At 67.0% G+C, this 15,603-nt stretch carries 17 protein-coding genes; 6 read left to right on the forward strand and 11 right to left on the reverse strand.

All coding sequences use genetic code 11. The features are described from left to right. Positions 1–128: 128 nt before the first annotated feature. Together B2G71_RS02735 and B2G71_RS02740 are read left to right on the forward strand one after the other, a co-directional pair. Positions 129–1,289, forward strand: coding sequence for an N-acetyltransferase (locus B2G71_RS02735; RefSeq protein ID WP_098104199.1), 1,161 nt, complete (start codon positions 129–131; stop codon positions 1,287–1,289). Between the two features lie 121 nt (positions 1,290–1,410). Beyond that, complete coding sequence (locus B2G71_RS02740; protein WP_098104200.1) at positions 1,411–2,334, forward strand: CoA ester lyase; 924 nt, start codon at positions 1,411–1,413, stop codon at positions 2,332–2,334. Here B2G71_RS02740 and B2G71_RS02745 read toward each other — a convergent pair. Then, positions 2,315–2,638 carry a hypothetical protein gene (locus B2G71_RS02745; protein WP_098104201.1) on the reverse strand — a complete coding sequence of 108 codons (324 nt, stop codon included), beginning with the start codon at positions 2,636–2,638 and terminating at the stop codon, positions 2,315–2,317. The two genes, B2G71_RS02740 and B2G71_RS02745, sit on opposite strands and share 20 nt — an antisense overlap. Continuing rightward, on the reverse strand, positions 2,635–3,306 hold the full coding sequence (lipB, locus tag B2G71_RS02750; RefSeq protein WP_098104202.1) for a lipoyl(octanoyl) transferase LipB: 672 nt from the start codon (positions 3,304–3,306) through the stop codon (positions 2,635–2,637). Before lipB ends, B2G71_RS02745 begins: the two co-directional genes overlap by 4 nt. Positions 3,307–3,369: 63 nt before the next feature. Between lipB and B2G71_RS02755 the strand changes: the two genes are divergently transcribed. Continuing rightward, positions 3,370–4,176 (forward strand): hypothetical protein, encoded by an 807-nt coding sequence (locus tag B2G71_RS02755; RefSeq protein ID WP_098104203.1) that lies wholly within the window; start codon positions 3,370–3,372, stop codon positions 4,174–4,176. A gap of 42 nt (positions 4,177–4,218) precedes the next feature. Here the strand turns inward: B2G71_RS02755 and B2G71_RS02760 are convergent, their stop codons facing one another. The 3 genes from B2G71_RS02760 to B2G71_RS02770 all read right to left on the reverse strand — a co-directional run bounded on the left by B2G71_RS02760 (position 4,219) and on the right by B2G71_RS02770 (position 5,881). Further along, positions 4,219–4,857: a methyltransferase domain-containing protein gene (locus tag B2G71_RS02760; protein WP_098104204.1), complete on the reverse strand. Its 639-nt coding sequence runs from the start codon at positions 4,855–4,857 to the stop codon at positions 4,219–4,221. Positions 4,858–4,967: 110 nt separating this feature from the next. Continuing rightward, complete coding sequence (arsC, locus tag B2G71_RS02765; protein ID WP_098104205.1) at positions 4,968–5,312, reverse strand: arsenate reductase (glutaredoxin); 345 nt, start codon at positions 5,310–5,312, stop codon at positions 4,968–4,970. Beyond that, the gene (locus B2G71_RS02770) at positions 5,309–5,881 is read right to left on the reverse strand and encodes a (2Fe-2S)-binding protein (RefSeq protein WP_098104206.1); all 573 of its coding nucleotides are present in this window, start codon (positions 5,879–5,881) and stop codon (positions 5,309–5,311) included. The genes arsC and B2G71_RS02770 overlap by 4 nt, the downstream gene beginning before the upstream one ends. A 280-nt stretch (positions 5,882–6,161) precedes the next feature. Here B2G71_RS02770 and B2G71_RS02775 point away from each other — a divergent pair, with 280 nt between their 5' ends. After that, complete coding sequence (locus B2G71_RS02775; protein ID WP_098104207.1) at positions 6,162–8,594, forward strand: TonB-dependent receptor; 2,433 nt, start codon at positions 6,162–6,164, stop codon at positions 8,592–8,594. Between the two features lie 72 nt (positions 8,595–8,666). On the opposite strand, the gene B2G71_RS02780 is transcribed toward B2G71_RS02775, so the two are convergent. Then, on the reverse strand, positions 8,667–9,362 hold the full coding sequence (locus tag B2G71_RS02780; protein ID WP_098104425.1) for a fumarylacetoacetate hydrolase family protein: 696 nt from the start codon (positions 9,360–9,362) through the stop codon (positions 8,667–8,669). A 123-nt stretch (positions 9,363–9,485) separates the two neighbouring features. Between B2G71_RS02780 and B2G71_RS02785 the strand changes: the two genes are divergently transcribed. Beyond that, entirely contained in the window at positions 9,486–10,046 is a 561-nt protein-coding gene (locus B2G71_RS02785; protein ID WP_098104208.1) for a YqgE/AlgH family protein, read from the forward strand. 130 nt (positions 10,047–10,176) lie between these two features. Here the strand turns inward: B2G71_RS02785 and B2G71_RS02790 are convergent, their stop codons facing one another. The 3 genes from B2G71_RS02790 to B2G71_RS02800 all read right to left on the reverse strand — a co-directional run bounded on the left by B2G71_RS02790 (position 10,177) and on the right by B2G71_RS02800 (position 12,994). Continuing rightward, a complete protein-coding gene (locus B2G71_RS02790) occupies positions 10,177–11,142 on the reverse strand; it encodes a TauD/TfdA family dioxygenase (protein WP_098104209.1) in 966 nt (321 codons plus the stop codon). A gap of 12 nt (positions 11,143–11,154) precedes the next feature. After that, entirely contained in the window at positions 11,155–12,048 is an 894-nt protein-coding gene (locus B2G71_RS02795; protein ID WP_098104210.1) for an SDR family oxidoreductase, read from the reverse strand. 61 nt (positions 12,049–12,109) lie between these two features. Next, positions 12,110–12,994, reverse strand: coding sequence for a TauD/TfdA family dioxygenase (locus B2G71_RS02800; RefSeq protein ID WP_168176225.1), 885 nt, complete (start codon positions 12,992–12,994; stop codon positions 12,110–12,112). Positions 12,995–13,203: 209 nt separating this feature from the next. Here B2G71_RS02800 and B2G71_RS02805 point away from each other — a divergent pair, with 209 nt between their 5' ends. Next, positions 13,204–13,968, forward strand: a complete 765-nt coding sequence (locus B2G71_RS02805; protein WP_098104212.1) for a TetR/AcrR family transcriptional regulator — start codon at positions 13,204–13,206, stop codon at positions 13,966–13,968. On the opposite strand, the gene B2G71_RS02810 is transcribed toward B2G71_RS02805, so the two are convergent. Then, positions 13,940–14,557, reverse strand: coding sequence for a nucleotidyltransferase family protein (locus B2G71_RS02810; protein ID WP_098104213.1), 618 nt, complete (start codon positions 14,555–14,557; stop codon positions 13,940–13,942). The two genes, B2G71_RS02805 and B2G71_RS02810, sit on opposite strands and share 29 nt — an antisense overlap. Further along, on the reverse strand, positions 14,554–15,573 hold the full coding sequence (locus B2G71_RS02815) for an XdhC family protein (RefSeq protein WP_098104214.1): 1,020 nt from the start codon (positions 15,571–15,573) through the stop codon (positions 14,554–14,556). Before B2G71_RS02815 ends, B2G71_RS02810 begins: the two co-directional genes overlap by 4 nt. Positions 15,574–15,603: the final 30 nt, after the last annotated feature.

The raw sequence follows: 15,603 nt of genomic DNA on the forward strand, positions 1-15,603 counted from the left end.
CTGGCTCGGCGCGGTGCGACTTCTCGTCCTGATTCGCACCGGCCGTGACGGGCATTGCTTGACAAGACGCACCGTGCGCTCGCACTTCGCCTGCGTGTCCTGAACTAACTCCGAACAAAGGCAATATCGTGGCCGAGCTAAGCATCGTTCCCGTTTCCAGCAAGGCCGACCGGGCCGAATTCGTCGATCTGGCCTATCGCCTCAATGCCGCCGACCCGAACTGGGTGGCGAATCTGCGGATGGAGGAAGTCGAGAAGTTCACGCCGGGCAAGAACCCCTTCTTCGAGCATGCGCGCTGCCAGTTGTTCCTCGCCAGGCGTGGCGGCAAGGCGGTCGGCCGGATCTCCGCGCATATCGACGAACTCGCGCTCGGCCAGCCGGTCGAGCAGGGCATGGGGCCGGGCACCGGCAATTGGGGCGCGCTCGAGGCGGCCGACGGCGAAGTCGCCCAGACGCTGATCGCCGTGGCCGAGGACTGGCTGCGCGCGGAAGGGATGAGCCGGGTGCTGGCGCCGATGAACCTCTCGGTCTGGGAAGAGCCCGGGCTGCAGGTGCTGGGCTTCGATCATCCGCCGATGGTGATGATGGCGCATCACAAGCCGGAGTATCGCGGCTGGGTCGAGGGGCTGGGCTACGAACGGGCCAAGACGCTTTACACCTACGAACTCGATGTGACCCGGCAGTTTCCCGCCATCATCCAGCGGATCGTCGCCTCTGGCGAGAAGAATCCGAAGATCCGTATTCGCGAAGTCGTGCTCAAGGATTTCGACAAGGAAGCCGCGATCATCTGCGACATCCTCAACGACGCGTGGTCCGACAACTGGGGATTCGTGCCTTTCACCCCCGAGGAAATCGCCCATACGGGCAAGAAGCTAAAACCGCTCGTCCATCCCGAGCTGATCCGGATCGCCGAGGTGGAGGGAGAGCCGGTCGCCTTCATGATGACCTTGCCCGATCTCAACGGACCGCAGATGCGGATCAACGGGCGCAACGGCAAGCCTTCGCCGCTGGGCTGGCTCAAGCTCGCCCTCTGGTTGCGCAAGCCCTATCCGGCGAACATGCGGGTTCCGCTGATGGGCGTGCGCAAGCGCTTGCAGTCCTCGCGGCTCGCCAGCCAGCTTGCTTTCATGATGATCGAGTACATCCGCCGCTCCGCCGTCTCCGAGTTCGGCGCGCAGCGCGGCGAGATCGGCTGGATTCTCGAGGACAACAAGGGAATGGTGGCGATTGCCGACGCCATCGACAGCAAGATCAACCGTGAATACGCGGTCTATCAAAAGACGCTCTAGACGCATGTGACCGAAAGCGCTGGCCTGCCGTCCAGAGTTTCTTAATCGGCCTTGCGGTAGGACGGTCCGACTGGGGAACTGCCGTCGATGGAGGACGGCAGACGAGCGGAAAGCAGGCGACATGAGATTTCGATCCTGGTTGCTCGCGCCGGGCAACGACGAGACGCGGCTCGCATCGGCGATCGGCACCGGCGCGGACGTGATCGTCGTGGACCTTGCCGGAACCGTACCGGCGGACCGCAAGGGGCATGCGCGCCATCTCGCCGCCGAGTGGCTTGAGGTGCATCGCCGCAGCGTCATCGAGCAGCGCCGCATGGGTCGCTGGGTTCGCATTAATCCGCTCGACTCGGGTCTCGCCCGCGACGATCTGGGGGCGATCATGGCATCCGCCCCCGACGGCATCATCCTGCCGCGCGCGACCGGGCCGGACGCGGTGCGCCAGCTCGCCGCCGAGGTCTACGAGCTTGAGCAGCGTAACGGAATTCTCGCCAACTCGACGCGGATCATTCCCGTCGTCGGCGAAACCCCGTGCGCGGCGATGACCATTGCCCAATACATCGACACCGACCACCAGCGGCTCGCCGGTCTGACCTGGGGGGCGAACGAACTGGCCAACGCGATCTCTGCGCGCCGCACCGAAGACGCGGCGGGCGCATGGTCCGACACGTTCCGGTTCGTCCGCTCGCAGGCGTTGCTGACGGCGCATGCCTGCGGCATCCTTTCGCTCGACGCCGCGCATCAGGTGGTCGAGGACGAGGCCGTCGTCGCGCGGGCCGCGCGCGATGCCGCCGCCGATGGTTTCAGCGGCATGTTCGCGGTCCATCCGGCGCAGGTCCCGGCGATCAACGAGGCCTTCGCCACCAACAGCGCGCAGATCGCCGAAGCGCGCGAGATCGTCGATGCTTTCGAGGCCCAGCCCGGCGTCGGCGCCTTGCCCTTTCACGGGCGCGTCATCGAAGGCGCGCATCTCGCCCGCGCGCGAGGTATCCTTAAGACCAGCGGCGCCGAAGAACTGCGCAAGACGCCTATTCTGCGCCCGGCGTAACCGTATCCGCTTCCTCTGCGGGCGCCTCGGCCGCGCCTTGCGCCCCGGCGGCTTCGCCTTCGGCGTCCGCCGCGGTGCCGCCGGCCGCTATCGCGGCGCCCGAGCCGGTCTGGCCGGCTTCCGGCGCGAGCAAGGGCCGCCGCGAGCGCACGGTGTCGTATGGCAGCATGTCGTCGGTGACCGAGCGGTCGAGGATCTGTCCTCCCGCAGCGGCGCCGCCCTCGCTCGCCTTCTTGTCGCCGCCGCAGGACGCGAGCAGCGCCAGCGAGGCTCCCAGCACGAGGCCTGCGCGCGGACTGGTCAAGATGCGGTCTCCTTGGGGCATGGTGTTTCGAGCGCCGCGAGGAACTTGGGCGCGTGGCGGATCAGCGCGTCGTCCCAGGTGGCGAAATCGACGTCGCGCCCGAGCCTTGCGAGGCTGGTAACGCCGAATTCCTCGATGCCGCAAGGGACGATGCCGCTGAAATGCGACAAGTCGGGCGCAAGGTTCACGGCAAACCCGTGCATCGTCACCCATTTGCGGATGCGCACGCCGATCGCGCCGATCTTGGCCTCGCTGCCGTCGATGTCGCGCGTCCAGATGCCGATCCGGCCCTCCGCGCGGAAACCCTCGACACCGAAATCGGCGAGCGTGTCGATCACCCAGCCTTCCAGCGCATGGACGAAGCCGCGCGCGTCGCGTGCACGGCGCCGGAGATCGAGCAGGACGTAGCCGACCCGCTGGCCGGGGCCGTGATAGGTATAGCGCCCGCCGCGCCCGGCGGCGACGACCTCGAAGCGCGGGTCGAGCAGCTCGTCCGCCGCGGCGCTGGTGCCCGCGGTGTAGACGGGCGGGTGTTCGAGCAGCCATAGCAGCTCGCGCGCATCGCCCTGAGCGATCGCGGCGTTGCGCGCGGTCATCGCCTCGAGCGCCTCGCGATAGGGCACGCGCTCGCTGTCGATCCGCAGTTCGATGTCGCCGGGAAGCTGCATGCCGCGTTGCGTGGCGGCATTTGCTGCGGTTATCAAGGGGGCCGTTACAATGGAGCACTCCCAATGAAATTCGACAGCATGCTCGCGTGGCGACAGGCTTCCGCGGCGATCGCGGCCAACCGTGACGTGCTCCTGGCGATTGCCGGCGTATGCTTCTTCCTGCCCTCGCTGGTGCTCGCGCTGTTCTTTCCGCAGCCCGAACCGACCGCCGGGATGGACGAGCAGGCGATCATGCAACTCGCCAGCGACTACTACGTCTCGCTCCTCCCGGTGCTGATTCCGATGGTGCTGCTGCAGGCGGTGGGGACCTTGTCGTTGATCCTGCTTCTGACCGACCGCTCGCGTCCGACCGTGGGCGAGGCACTGCGCGCCGGCACGCGCTGCGTGATTGCCTATCTTCTGGCGCAACTGCTTCTGGGTATCGCTGTCGGGCTGGGCGGCGGAATAGTGCTCGCGGCGTTTTCGGCGAGCGGCGTGCCCGTGCTCGTCGGGCTCGGCATGGGGCTCGTCGTCGCACTGATCGCGGTGGCGGCGACGCGCACCTCGCTGACCGCGGCGGTGATCGCGGTCGAGGCGGTGCGCAATCCGATCGAGGCGCTGCGCCGCTCGATCGCCCTGACCCAGGGCAACACCATGCGGGTGCTTGCCTTCTACGTGCTGATCCTGCTGGGCTTTCTCGTGCTCTCGATGCTGGTCACCCTGATCGTGGGCATGCCGCTCAGCCTGCTTGCGCCGGTCGAGGTCGCGCACATCGTCAATTCGGTGGTCTCGGCGATGATCAACGCGACGATGGCGCTCTACTTCGTGTCGATCATCGCCGCGGTGCACAACCAGTTTGCCCGCATCGATTCGCTCGACACCTTCGCCTGAACCCGTCTTGGCCCGGGCCGCGCGTTCGCCGGCCCAGCGCGATCAGTCGTCGGCGTCGGTCTTCCAGCCCCAGAACAGGAAGCAGGGCAGTACGTTGAGCGGGACGAAGTCCTTGTCGATGCGCTTGAAGTGCCGCGCCATGTAGTCGCGCGCGCGGGTCGAGAACTGGTAGACGAGGAAGGCGCCGCCCGGACGCAGCACGCGGTGGGTCGCCTCGGCGATGGCCGGGCCGACGCCCGCGGGCAGCGTCGAGAAGGGCAGGCCTGACAGCACGTAGTCGGCATGTTCGTGGCCATGCGCGCGCACGATATCCTCGACGTCGGCGGCAGAACCGAGGACGGCGGTGAAGCGGCTGTCGGTAAAGGTCTTGCGCAGATAGTCGATGAACTGCTCGTTGGTGTCGATCACGATCAGCCGGCCGTCGCGGCCCAACCGGTCGAGCACCGGCTGGCAGAAAGTGCCGATCCCTGGCCCGTACTCGACGAACAGCTTGCACTCGTCCCATTTTACGGGCGCGAGCATGCGCGAGATGGTGAATCGCGAGGAGGGAATGATCGAGCCGACCATCACCGGGTGACGGATGAAACCTTCGAAGAAGACCCCCCAGGGGCCGAGCGCCCGCTTCACCTTCTTCTTGATTTTCTGCGGCAATGCCTCTCGGGCAAGCTCGTTACTGGACATGCTGGCGGAGGCTCTCGCGTCAGTTTTGGGTCAGTTATGCAACAACGCGGTGGCAGATCGGGCCCGCCATTGCAAGCGACAGGCCCGTCCCAATCCGGTCCATCCCCGCCTCACAGGATCTCGTGCACCGCTTCCTGCGGTCGGCAGAGCCGCACGCCCTTGTCGGTTTCGACCAGCGGCCGCTCGATCAGGATCGGCTCGGCGGTCATGGCCGCGAGCACGGTCGCGTCGTCGGCCTCGGGCAGCCCGCGCTCGGCCGCATCGGTGCCGCGCATCCGCAGGCCCTGCTGCGGCGTGATGCCCGCGTCGGCGTAAAGCTGGGCGAGCTTTTCGGCGCTCGGCGGGTCCTTGAGATACTCGATCACGGTCACTTCGAGACCCGGCGTCTCTTCGAGAATCGCCAGGGTCTTGCGCGAGGTGCCGCATTTGGGGTTGTGCCAGATGGTGGCTTTCATCGTCCGTCTCCGTTGGTTTGGCTTGGCGGCGGTGGCGCGGGGCGCATCGCCGGGAGCGACGCGGCCGCGTCGCGTGGATCGATGCCGGGCGCGGGCGCCGCACTCAGCGTTTCGCGCCGCCGCGCGACGCGGCTTGCGAGCCCGATCGCGCGGACCAGCCGCGGGTAGACCCCGCAACGGCACAGGTTGGGGATCGCTTCCTTGATCTCCGCTTCGCCTGGATTGGCATTGTGCGACAGCAGCGAGGCCGCCGCCATGACGATACCGGGGGTGCAAAAGCCGCACTGGATCGCCTGCTCGGCCACCATCGCCTGCTGCACGGGGTGCGAGCGGTCGCGCGACAACCCCTCGATCGTCGTGATCTCGCGTCCTTCGCATTCGCCCAGCGTGATCAGGCACGAGCGCAGGGCTTCGCCGTCGACGAGCACGGTGCACGCGCCGCAATCGCCGACGCCGCAGCCGTATTTCGTGCCGGTCAGGTTCATCGCGTCACGCAGGCCCCACAAGAGCGGAGTCTGGGGATCGAGGGCGATCGCGACAGGGCGCTGGTTGACGGTCATGCTCGGCACCCGGCAATCCTTAGGCGGTCGATCGGTGCTGCGCCAGAGGCAAGCCGCGCGCCGCGATGCGCGGCTGGCATTGCCCGGATTTGCCGCGCGCCAAGGGCGCGGAAAACCTGTCCGGACTCCCGCGCAAAGATGTCCTGTACAAGCGTCAAAGCATTGTGTTACCGGCGCGGCGCCGTGAGCGACCGTATGTTGCAGACGCGGCACGCATCATGCGCAAAAAGAACAACGACGGCGAGAGGCGGCCCAGGCGAATAGGGATGGGATCGAGAAGAGAGGTATCATGAGGATCTCAAGGTTTGTATTGACGGCGTGCGCGCCGCTGGCGTTCACCGCTGTTCCCGCCTACGCGCAAGATGCCGATCGCGAAGAGGCGCGGGCGCCGCAGGGCGTCTATGAGGGCGACATCATCGTTACGGCGCGTCGCCGCGACGAGACCGCGCAGGACACGCCGGTCGCGATGACCGTGCTCAGCGACGAGCTGCTCGATCGCTACAACGTGACCGGTGTCGATTCGATCGCGCAATTCACCCCCGGCCTGCTGACCGGCGAATCGTCAGGCTCGATGGGCGGCTCGATCTCGCTGCGCGGCATCGGCTCGGGCGAGAGCATGGCGTTCGTCGACCAGGCGGTTTCGGTCAACGTCGATGGCGTGCCGATCTCGAGCGCGCAGATCCTGCGCGCGGCGCAGATGGACTTGCGCCAGATCGAGGTCCTGCGCGGCCCGCAGGCGCTGTTCTTCGGCAAGAACAGCCCGGGCGGCATCATCTCGATCACGACCGAGGATCCGGGTCCGACGCTCGAATTGCTCGGCCGCGTGGGCTACGAGTTCAAGGCGGACGAATTCTACGTCGACAGCGTGATTTCCGGCCCGCTCGGTGACGATGCGGGCGTGCGCCTCGCGACACACTATTCCACGCAGAAGGGCTATATCAAGGTCGTCACCCCCAACGCGCCGGGCACCAACGCGCCGCCGCCGGGCGTGATCCCCAGCGACCTCGGGCGCTTTCCGGACAAGGAAGAGATCTTCATTCGCGCTTCGGCCAAATTCACGCCGACCGACCGCCTGACGATCCGCCTCAAGGAAACCTACACCGACACCGATATCGTCGGCGGTCCCTCGTTCTATTCGGACATCACCGCTTGTCCCTACGGCGTCGGCCAGGGCCGGTTCGAGGATGCGAGCAACTGCCAGAACGACGGCGTGATCTTCACCTCGCAGCTCGACCCGAGCTTCCTCGCGCTCTCGAAATATCTCGAAGGCCCCTACGGCGGCCGCAACAACACCCAGTTGCTCACCTCGGGGCAGGTCGACTGGGAGATGACCGACCACCTCAAGCTCTCCTCGGTCACCGGGTACTACTTCGTCAACGAGCGGATCACCTCGAACGGCGGCTATGGTCCGACCAGTTCGAATGCCTTCGCCGTGCGCTTCAAGAACAAGCAGTTCTCGCAGGAACTGCGCCTCGCTTCCGACTTCGGCGGCCAGTTCGATTTCCTCGTGGGCGGGTTCTACGAGAACCGCGATCTGTTCACGCTGACGTTCATCGGCGTGCCGGGGATCAACTTCCCGTTGCCGCTCGAATCGACGAACCAGAACCAGAAGTCCTATTCGGGCTTCGGGCAGGTCATCTTCAGGCCCACCGAATCCCTCGAACTGACCGCGGGTGGCCGCTATACGCACGAGACCAAGGACTTGCTCGATTTCACCGTCACCCCGACGGGCGGCGTCCCGACCGACGTGACCGAGGACCCGCGCTATCCGGATACGCGGCTGAGCTTCAACAACTTCTCCCCCGAAGTGACGGTGAAGTACGAGGCCAGCCCCGATTTCATGGTCTTCGCCTCGTTCAAGAAGGGCTTCAAGTCGGGCGGCTTCGACGCGGGCTTCACGAACGGCGCGATCCTCGCCAATCCGGCGCGCGGCCAGACCTTCGATCCCGAGAAGGTGACCGGCGGCGAAGTGGGCCTCAAGTCGCGGCTGCTCGATCGCCAGCTCACCTTCAACGTCACCGGCTACTGGTACGACTATGACGGCCTGCAGGTTTCGGTGTTCGATACGAACTCGCGCGCCTTCCGCCTGCAGAACGCGGCCAAGGCCCGGATTCGCGGTGTCGAGCTCGAATCGAGCTTCAGCCCGAACGGCCTGCCCGGTTTCAATGTCCACGGCGCGCTGTCGATCAACGATTCGGAGTTCCGCGACTACCTGGCCGACTGCTACGCCGGACAGACTGTCGCGCTGGGCTGCGACCGGCAGTTCGATCCCGTGCTGGATCGCTATACGGCGCAGGATCTGTCCGGGCGCCGGCTGCGCAAGGCGCCCGTCGTCACCGGCAACTTCGGCACTTACTACGAGACGCCGGTCACGGGTTCGACCTGGGCCAGCCTTTCGGCCGACGTGAGCTATTCGGGCAAGTACAACGCGGGCACGCAGCTCCAGCCGCTCGCCGAGCAGAGCGCCTATGCCAAGCTCGATGCCAGCCTGCGCATCTTTGCCGAGGACAAGTCCTGGGAGCTGGCGCTGATCGGTCGCAACCTGACCAACAAGCGTAACCTCATCAACGGCATCGACCGTACCGGAACCGGCGGCGCCAAGGGCGTCGACCAGCCGAGCTGCACCGCGGCCGGACAGACCGGCTGCGTCGCGCTCGCCGACATCATCGGCACGCCGGCGACGCCGCGCAGCGTGTCGGTGCAGGCGACGCTGCGCTACTGATCGCGGGGCAAGGCAAAAGCCAAGGGCGTCGGATCGCGCAGATCCGGCGCCCTTTTCCTCGTGGGCGTACGCTTACTCGGGCGCGGTGATCTCCAGCGTTACCGGCGCGAGGCCGTCGATCGCGCCGGAGAGGCGGTTTCCGGGCGCGACCGGGCCGACGCCCGCCGGGGTTCCGGTGAAGATCAGATCCCCGGGTTCGAGGTGATAGAGGGTCGAGATGTGCGCGATGAGGTCGCGGACCGGCCAGATCATGTCCGAAAGCACTGCGTCCTGACGCGTCTCGCCGTCGAGCGCGAGCGTGATCCGCTGCGCTCCGGGCTCGCCGAACCGCGCTGCGCGTGTGAACGGGCCGATCACCGCGGAATTCTCGAAATCCTTGCCGGTATCCCATGGCAGACCCTTCTCGCGCGCTGCGCCCTGAAGATCGCGCCGCGTCATGTCGAGGCCGCAGGCATAGCCGAGCACGAGGTCGAGCGCGTCTTGTGGTTCGACCCGGAAGCCCGGAGTGCCGAGCGCGACGACCAGCTCCATCTCGTAGTGGCAGTTCGCCGTGCCTGGTGGATAGGGGATCGCGGCGCCCGACGGGCAATAGGCCGAGGGGGTCTTGGTGAACCATATCGGCGCGTCGCGCTGGACCGTGTTGCCCAGCTCGCGGGCGTGGGCCTCGTAGTTGCGTCCGACGCAGAAGATCCGGCGCACGGGCACGCCCGCGTCCTCGCCGAGAAGGGGAATCATCGGGGCGGCGGGAACATCGAAGAGCTGCTTCATGGCGCGCGACATAGGCCTTCGCATCTCCGCAGGAAAGGCGTCTTGCGCCGATCCCGACCCATCAGGCGCCCGAAGCGTCGCGGGGCGGCTTTACGCTCACGGCATTTGACGTAGACTATGCGCATGTCCGAAGACAAATTCCTTACCGGCCGGCTGCTTCTGGCGATGCCGGGGATGTTCGATCCCCGCTTCGATCGCTCGGTCAACGTCATGTGTGTTCACGACGACAACGGCGCGCTGGGTATCGGCATCGGACACATTCGCGACGGCATCGGTTTTCGCAAGCTGCTCGAAGAAGTCGGTATCGATCCGCAGGACGCGCCCGACTGCGACGTTCATCATGGCGGGCCGGTCGAACCCGGGCGCGGCTTCGTTCTTCACTCGACCGACTGGATGAGCGAGGACACCATCGAATTCGCGCCCTATTGCGCGCTCTCCGCCTCGATGGAGATCCTGCGCGCGATCGCGGGCGGTGAAGGCCCCAAACGCTGGTTGGTCGCGCTGGGCTATGCCGGATGGGGAGCGGGCCAGCTCGAAGAGGAACTGAAGCACCACGGTTGGTTCGTCGCCGCCGGCGCCGAATCGCTCATCTTCGATACGCCGGCCGAGGGCCGCTGGGCTTCGGCCTGGCGCGCGGAGGGCATCGACCCCTCGCTGCTCGCCAACGAGACCGGCCACGCCTGAGCGCGCCCGTCCGGACCGGTGCGGGTCGTCGCACCGGCGGACGCAGATCTGCTCGACAAGATCCCGCCTTCTCGCGCCCCGATGGCGGCGAGGGCGGTGATCGAGGGCCTTGGGCCCCGAAAGCGAGCGGTCAGTAGGTGCGTTCGAGGATCTTGTTGTCGCTCTTCGCGCCGCCCTCGAAGTAGCCGAGGCCGTAGTCGCCCTTGATCGTGGTGCGCTGCATGCGCCGCGCGTACTGCGGCTTGTGGCCGCTGACCGCATGAAGCACGCGCCAGTTGTCCCAGATCAGCATGTCGGTCGGCTTCCAGTGGTGCCAGTAGGCCAGTTCCTCGCCAAGCGCGAAGATCTCGCGACTGACCGCATCCAGCAGCGCATTGCCTTCGGCGGTTTCGTCGCCCTCGATGCCCTCGGCCATCCAGGGCGAGACATGCAGCACCTTCTCGCCGCTCTCGCGCGTCCAGACCGCCGGATGGACCGAGCGCGGCACGTCCTTGGCGGCGTCCATCACTGCGGCGGAATAGGGATTTTCGGCCAGGCATTCGTAGTCCTCGGGCGCGCCGAAGTGGAAGTCCTTCATCACCACGTTCATGCGGTAGAGGATATTGTGATCCTCGATGCGCGAGCGCAGCTCGGGCGAAAGCCGCTGGTAGAGCTCGACCCCGTCGAGAAAGCCGGTGAGACCGTCCTCGGGCGGAATGTCGAGCGCGCGCAGCACCCCGGCGCGGTTCAGCTCGTCGTTGTAGGCATGGTCGAAGTGCCAGGGCAGCCACTGCGTGATCTCGCGCCCGCCGATCCGGATGCGTCCCGGTGGATTGGGTTCGCAAGTCATGTCGATCACCCCGGGCATGGTGTCCTGGTCGACGCGGGGCACCGCCTTGCTGGGATGGTCCTTGAGAGGACCGAAGATATCGCTGAGCGCGACATGCATCTCTCCGCTCGGCTCGACGTCCTCGAACACGATCATGCCGTGCTTTTCGAAGGCGGCGTTGACCGCGTCGCGTACGCCCGGCTCGGTGCTGTTGGTGCGCGTCACGCCCTTGATCCGGACGCCGAAGCCGCGGCCTTCGATGAGGGGGAGGATTTCAATCTGGCTCATGGTTATCGTCCTTCAGCTCTCCACCAGCATCACGCCATGCGGGTTGGTTTCCGGTGTCCCGTGTTCGCAATGCCATTCGTCGCAGTCATCGTAACATGCCTCTACCACTTGCGAATAGGTCTTGCGGAAGTGCTCGCGCTGGTCGGGGTGATCGAACACGAAGGGGCGGTTGCGGCGGACTGCCTGGAGAACCATCGGCGCGACCGCCTCCGGCGCGTAGAAGGCATGCGAGGTGGCAGCGGCGGCGGAATCGTCGCTCAGGTGGACCGCGCCTTCGCCCGGGCCGCCGAACCGTGCCGGGCGATAGCTGGCGTTGTTCGCCTTCATCCCGCTCGCCACGCCGCCCGGGCAATAGGAGGTCGTGTGGATGCCGAGCGGTGCCAGTTCGAGCGACAGGTTCATCATCAGCCCGATGATTCCCATTTTCGCGGCCGAATAGGGCGCATGTTCCGGAATCCAGCCGGGCAGCAGCCCTGCCATCGAGGCGGTGGCGCAGACGTGGCCTTCACCCGCCGCGATCATGTCCGGCAGGAAGGCGCGCGTGGTGTTCATGACGCCGTGGAGGTTGACCGTGACGATCCAGTCGACGTCGGCGTCGGACATCTCCGCAAGCGGATCGAACGATGTCGCTCCGGCATTGGCGAAGAGCAGGTGAACCGGGCCGAGTCCGGCGTGGACGGCGTCCTTCATCGCCGCGATCGAATCGCGCTCGCACACGTCGCACTCGAGCGCGATCGCGGTGCCGCCTTCGGCCTCGATCCGCTCGGCAACCTTCTGCGCGGCGGCAAGGTTGATGTCGGCGACCGCGACCCTGGCGCCCTGCCGGGCCAGCTCCAGCGCAAGGCCCTTGCCGATCCCGCTGCCGCCTCCCGTGACGAGCGCGGTGCGGCCCTTGATTTCAGTCATCCCTCTCTCCTCTTCCGCCCGCCCGATCCGCGCGGGCCGATTGCGTTCCGGGCCAGCGCCGTCAGGCCACGACCTCGACGTCGCGGACCGCGGCGATCGGTTCCTCGCCGTTGAGCGTGCAGCGATGCATCTCGCGCGCGCTGCCTTCCTCGAAGGGGAGGACGCGGTGCATCGTGCCGGTGTTGTCCCAGATCGCGAGGTCGCCCATCCGCCACTTGTGCGAATAGACGTACTGCTCCTGCGTCGCGTGCGCCATCAGTTCCAGCAGCAGGTCGTGGCTGGCGGTCGCGTCGAGTTCGAGAATCCGCGCGCAGGCGGTCGACAGCACCAAGCTTTTGCGCCCCGAGCGATGCTGCCAGACGAGCGGATGGACCTGCGTGGGATAACTCGCCCAGACCGCGAATTCCTCGGCGGTGCAGTCGCGCTTGGCTGGAAACAGCGCGGCCGGGAGCGAGTGGCGGACGGTCAGCGTCTCCAGACGCCGCTGCATGGGTCGCGGCAGATCCTCGAAGGCGGCATAGGTATTCGCGAATTGCGTGTCGCCGCCTTCCTTCGAGAGCGCGAAAGGCGTCAGCATGGTCGCGAAGGGCGGGATCGTTTCCAGGTAGGTTCCGTCCATGTGCCAGAGCTGGTTGCCGAACAGAAAGCGCGCGTAGTCCGGATTTACCTTGGGATCGAGGCTGACCTTGAGCACGCCGCCGTCGCCTTCGGCCAGGACTTTGCCGTCCGACCCGCGTCGCGCGGTGCCGACCCTGAGATCGCCTAGCGAGCGGGCGACGGTGCGCAGCTCCTCGTCATCGAGGAACAGGTCGCGAATCACGATCGCGCCGCGGGCCACCAGCAGGTCGCGGATTTCGCCCGCGTGGCTTCCAGCAAGCAGATCGCGCTTGGCGATGCGGACTTGCGATGCGATTCGCGGCGTCAGGTCGATGGTCTCGAGCGCCATCTGCGTCTCCCGGTGCAGGCCCCGTTCGCGGGGCTTTATTGTCACTCCGTGCGTTTCAATACCAATACTCCGGGGGCGCGTCATCTCGAAAATACCGAGTCCGACCTATTTTTGACACCTTATTCGTTTCAAACCTGCGTTGCGGTGGCGACTCGGCTGCGCTACGACCGGCACGGCGCGGCTTCGCGATGGGGAGAACGGTTCTGGCGATGGCTTCGGACACGAATCGCGGCGGCGAGGCGGGCGCCCGATCGCGCGCAACGAAGCGCAAGCCGGGGCGGCCGACGCTGAGCAATGAGGAACTGCTCGACAAGGCGCTCGATCTCTTTCTCGAAAACGGCTTCGACGGCACGAGCATCGACGCCATCGCCGCCACGGCCTCCATGGCCAAGCGCACGATCTATGCCCGCTACGGAGACAAGACCAGCCTCTTCAAGGCCGCGCTCGACCGCGCGATCGAGGATTGGATCGTCCCGATCGAGAGCCTGCGCGCGGCGGAAACCGACGATCTGGAGGAAACCCTCCTGCGCATCGGCCGGATGCTGGTCGAAAACGTGCTGAGCCCAGCCGGACTGCGCCTGCTGCGCCTCACCAATGCGGAATCGGTGCGCATGCCCGAGATCGCGACGGACAACGTCATGCGCGGCACCGAGCCGACCTTGCGCTATCTCGCCGATCTGTTCTCTCGCCGGCTCGGCACGCGCGACGGCGGTTTCGCCGAAGCCGAGGACGCGGCGAGAGCCTTTCTCGACATCGTCGTCAGCGGGGCGGCGAGCAACGCCGCCTGGGGCATGCATATCGATCGCGAAGCGGTGGCGCGGCACACCCGCTTTTCCGTCCACCTCTTCCTGCACGGCGTGCTCGACGGTGACGCCGCCGAAGCCGTGGCGGAAAACGAGCGGTTGCGCGGCAAGCTCGCCGAGGCGGCCCGGCAGCTCGAGGCTCTCAGTACGAGTCTCGATCCGTGGAAGTGATCGTTTCGATCCCGGAACGGACCGGGCGCCGCGCTTGTGCCAGGTCGCGCGGGCGATCGATATCGAGGCGCACGAGCGGACTGTCGCAGTCGACGAAGACGACGTCGTCGCGCGAGCGCAGCAGCCGCCCCGCGCCTTCGTCGGCGCCGAGACCGGCGATATCCGGAAAGGCGCGCGCGGAGAGCAGCACTGGATGGCCCGACTTGCCCTCGTGACGCGGCACGACCGCGTAGGCTTCGCCGAGCATGTCCGCGAGCCGCCGGGCGGTTTCGTGCGGGATCAGCGGCATGTCGCCAAGGAAGACGAAGACACCGGCAATCGGGTCGCCCGAAACCCGCGCGATGCCCGCCTTGAGCGATTCGGACAGCGCGGCGCTCGTCAGGCGGAGGACTTCGACCGGCGGCGCCCCAGCCCAGACGCCGCAATCGAGGCTGGGATGGGCGACCACCGCCACGCGCGCGACCGGTGCCGCCCGCGCCGCGCGGATTGCATGGCGCACGAGCGGCTCGCCATTGAAATCGGCGCTGAGCTTGTCGCCGCCGAAGCGGGTGGAGGAGCCGGCCGCGAGGACGATCGCGGCGAGCGTCATGCCCGTTCGCGAGCCGGATTGAGCGCCTGCATCACTTCGGCAAGGATGCCGGTCGCGACTTCCCACGGCGCCTTGCCCAGCCCGGTTATGCCTGGCGAGAGGTGCAGGCGGGCAAGGTCGTCCTCGCTCGCGCCCGCCGCCTTGAGCGCGCCGATCCGTTCGCCCGCGCGCGACTTGGCGCCGATCATCCCGACATAGCCGGCCCGTCCGAGCAGCGCGGCGAGAATGCCGCCGAGATCGTGATGGTCTTCGTGGGTCGCGCCGACATAGGCGGTGAGCGCGTCGATGCCGAGTTGCGCGACCGCTTCGGCGGGCTCGAGCCGCAGATAGCGCGAAACCGGGAAGGGTGGGGGTGTCTCGGGACCGGAGGGCCGCACGAGGATCGTCTCGAACTGCGCCTCGTGGCCCAGCTTGGCCACCGCCAGAGCGCCCGGATCGCCGCCGGTGACGATCAGCCGGCGCGGCGGATCGTAGCGCCGCGCGATGCGCAAGGGCCCCTCTTCGAGCCCCAGCAGCGGGCCCTCGCCGGAGACGACATCCTGGCGCACGCCGTCGCTGGACCAGAGGCAGGTCCGCCGCTCGCGCGCATGGTCTAGGAGCGAGCGGGCCGCCTCGCTCGCCGCGTCGATGCGCTCGACCAGGAGATGGAGCGCGCCGCCGCAACGCAGGCGAATGTCGATCCAGGGGCTACCCTTGCCGTAGTGCAGCACGCGCGGCTCGCCGCTGGCCAGCACGTCGCGGGCATGGGCGGCGACGTCGCCTTCGATGCAGTCGCCCGAAAAGTAGCCGGTGGCCTGCGCGCCGTCGAACAGCATCTGCGCGCCCGGGCCGCGCGGGGCGCTGCCCTGCACCTTGAACAGCGTTGCGAGCACGGCGGGGCGGCCCGCCTCGATCGCTCGCGCCAGCGCGGGGCGCACGTCCTCGATCCAGCCGAAGGTCGGCCAGTCGGCGTCCGCTAGCGTGTCGGGCGCAAGCGTGTCGGGCGCGAGGGTTTCTGGCTGGGTCTTGATGTCCATTCGCTGACTTTCCCGGGTGTGACCTTGGCG

Source organism: Novosphingobium sp. PC22D, assembly GCF_002556635.1.
In the GTDB taxonomy this organism is placed as follows: domain Bacteria; phylum Pseudomonadota; class Alphaproteobacteria; order Sphingomonadales; family Sphingomonadaceae; genus Novosphingobium.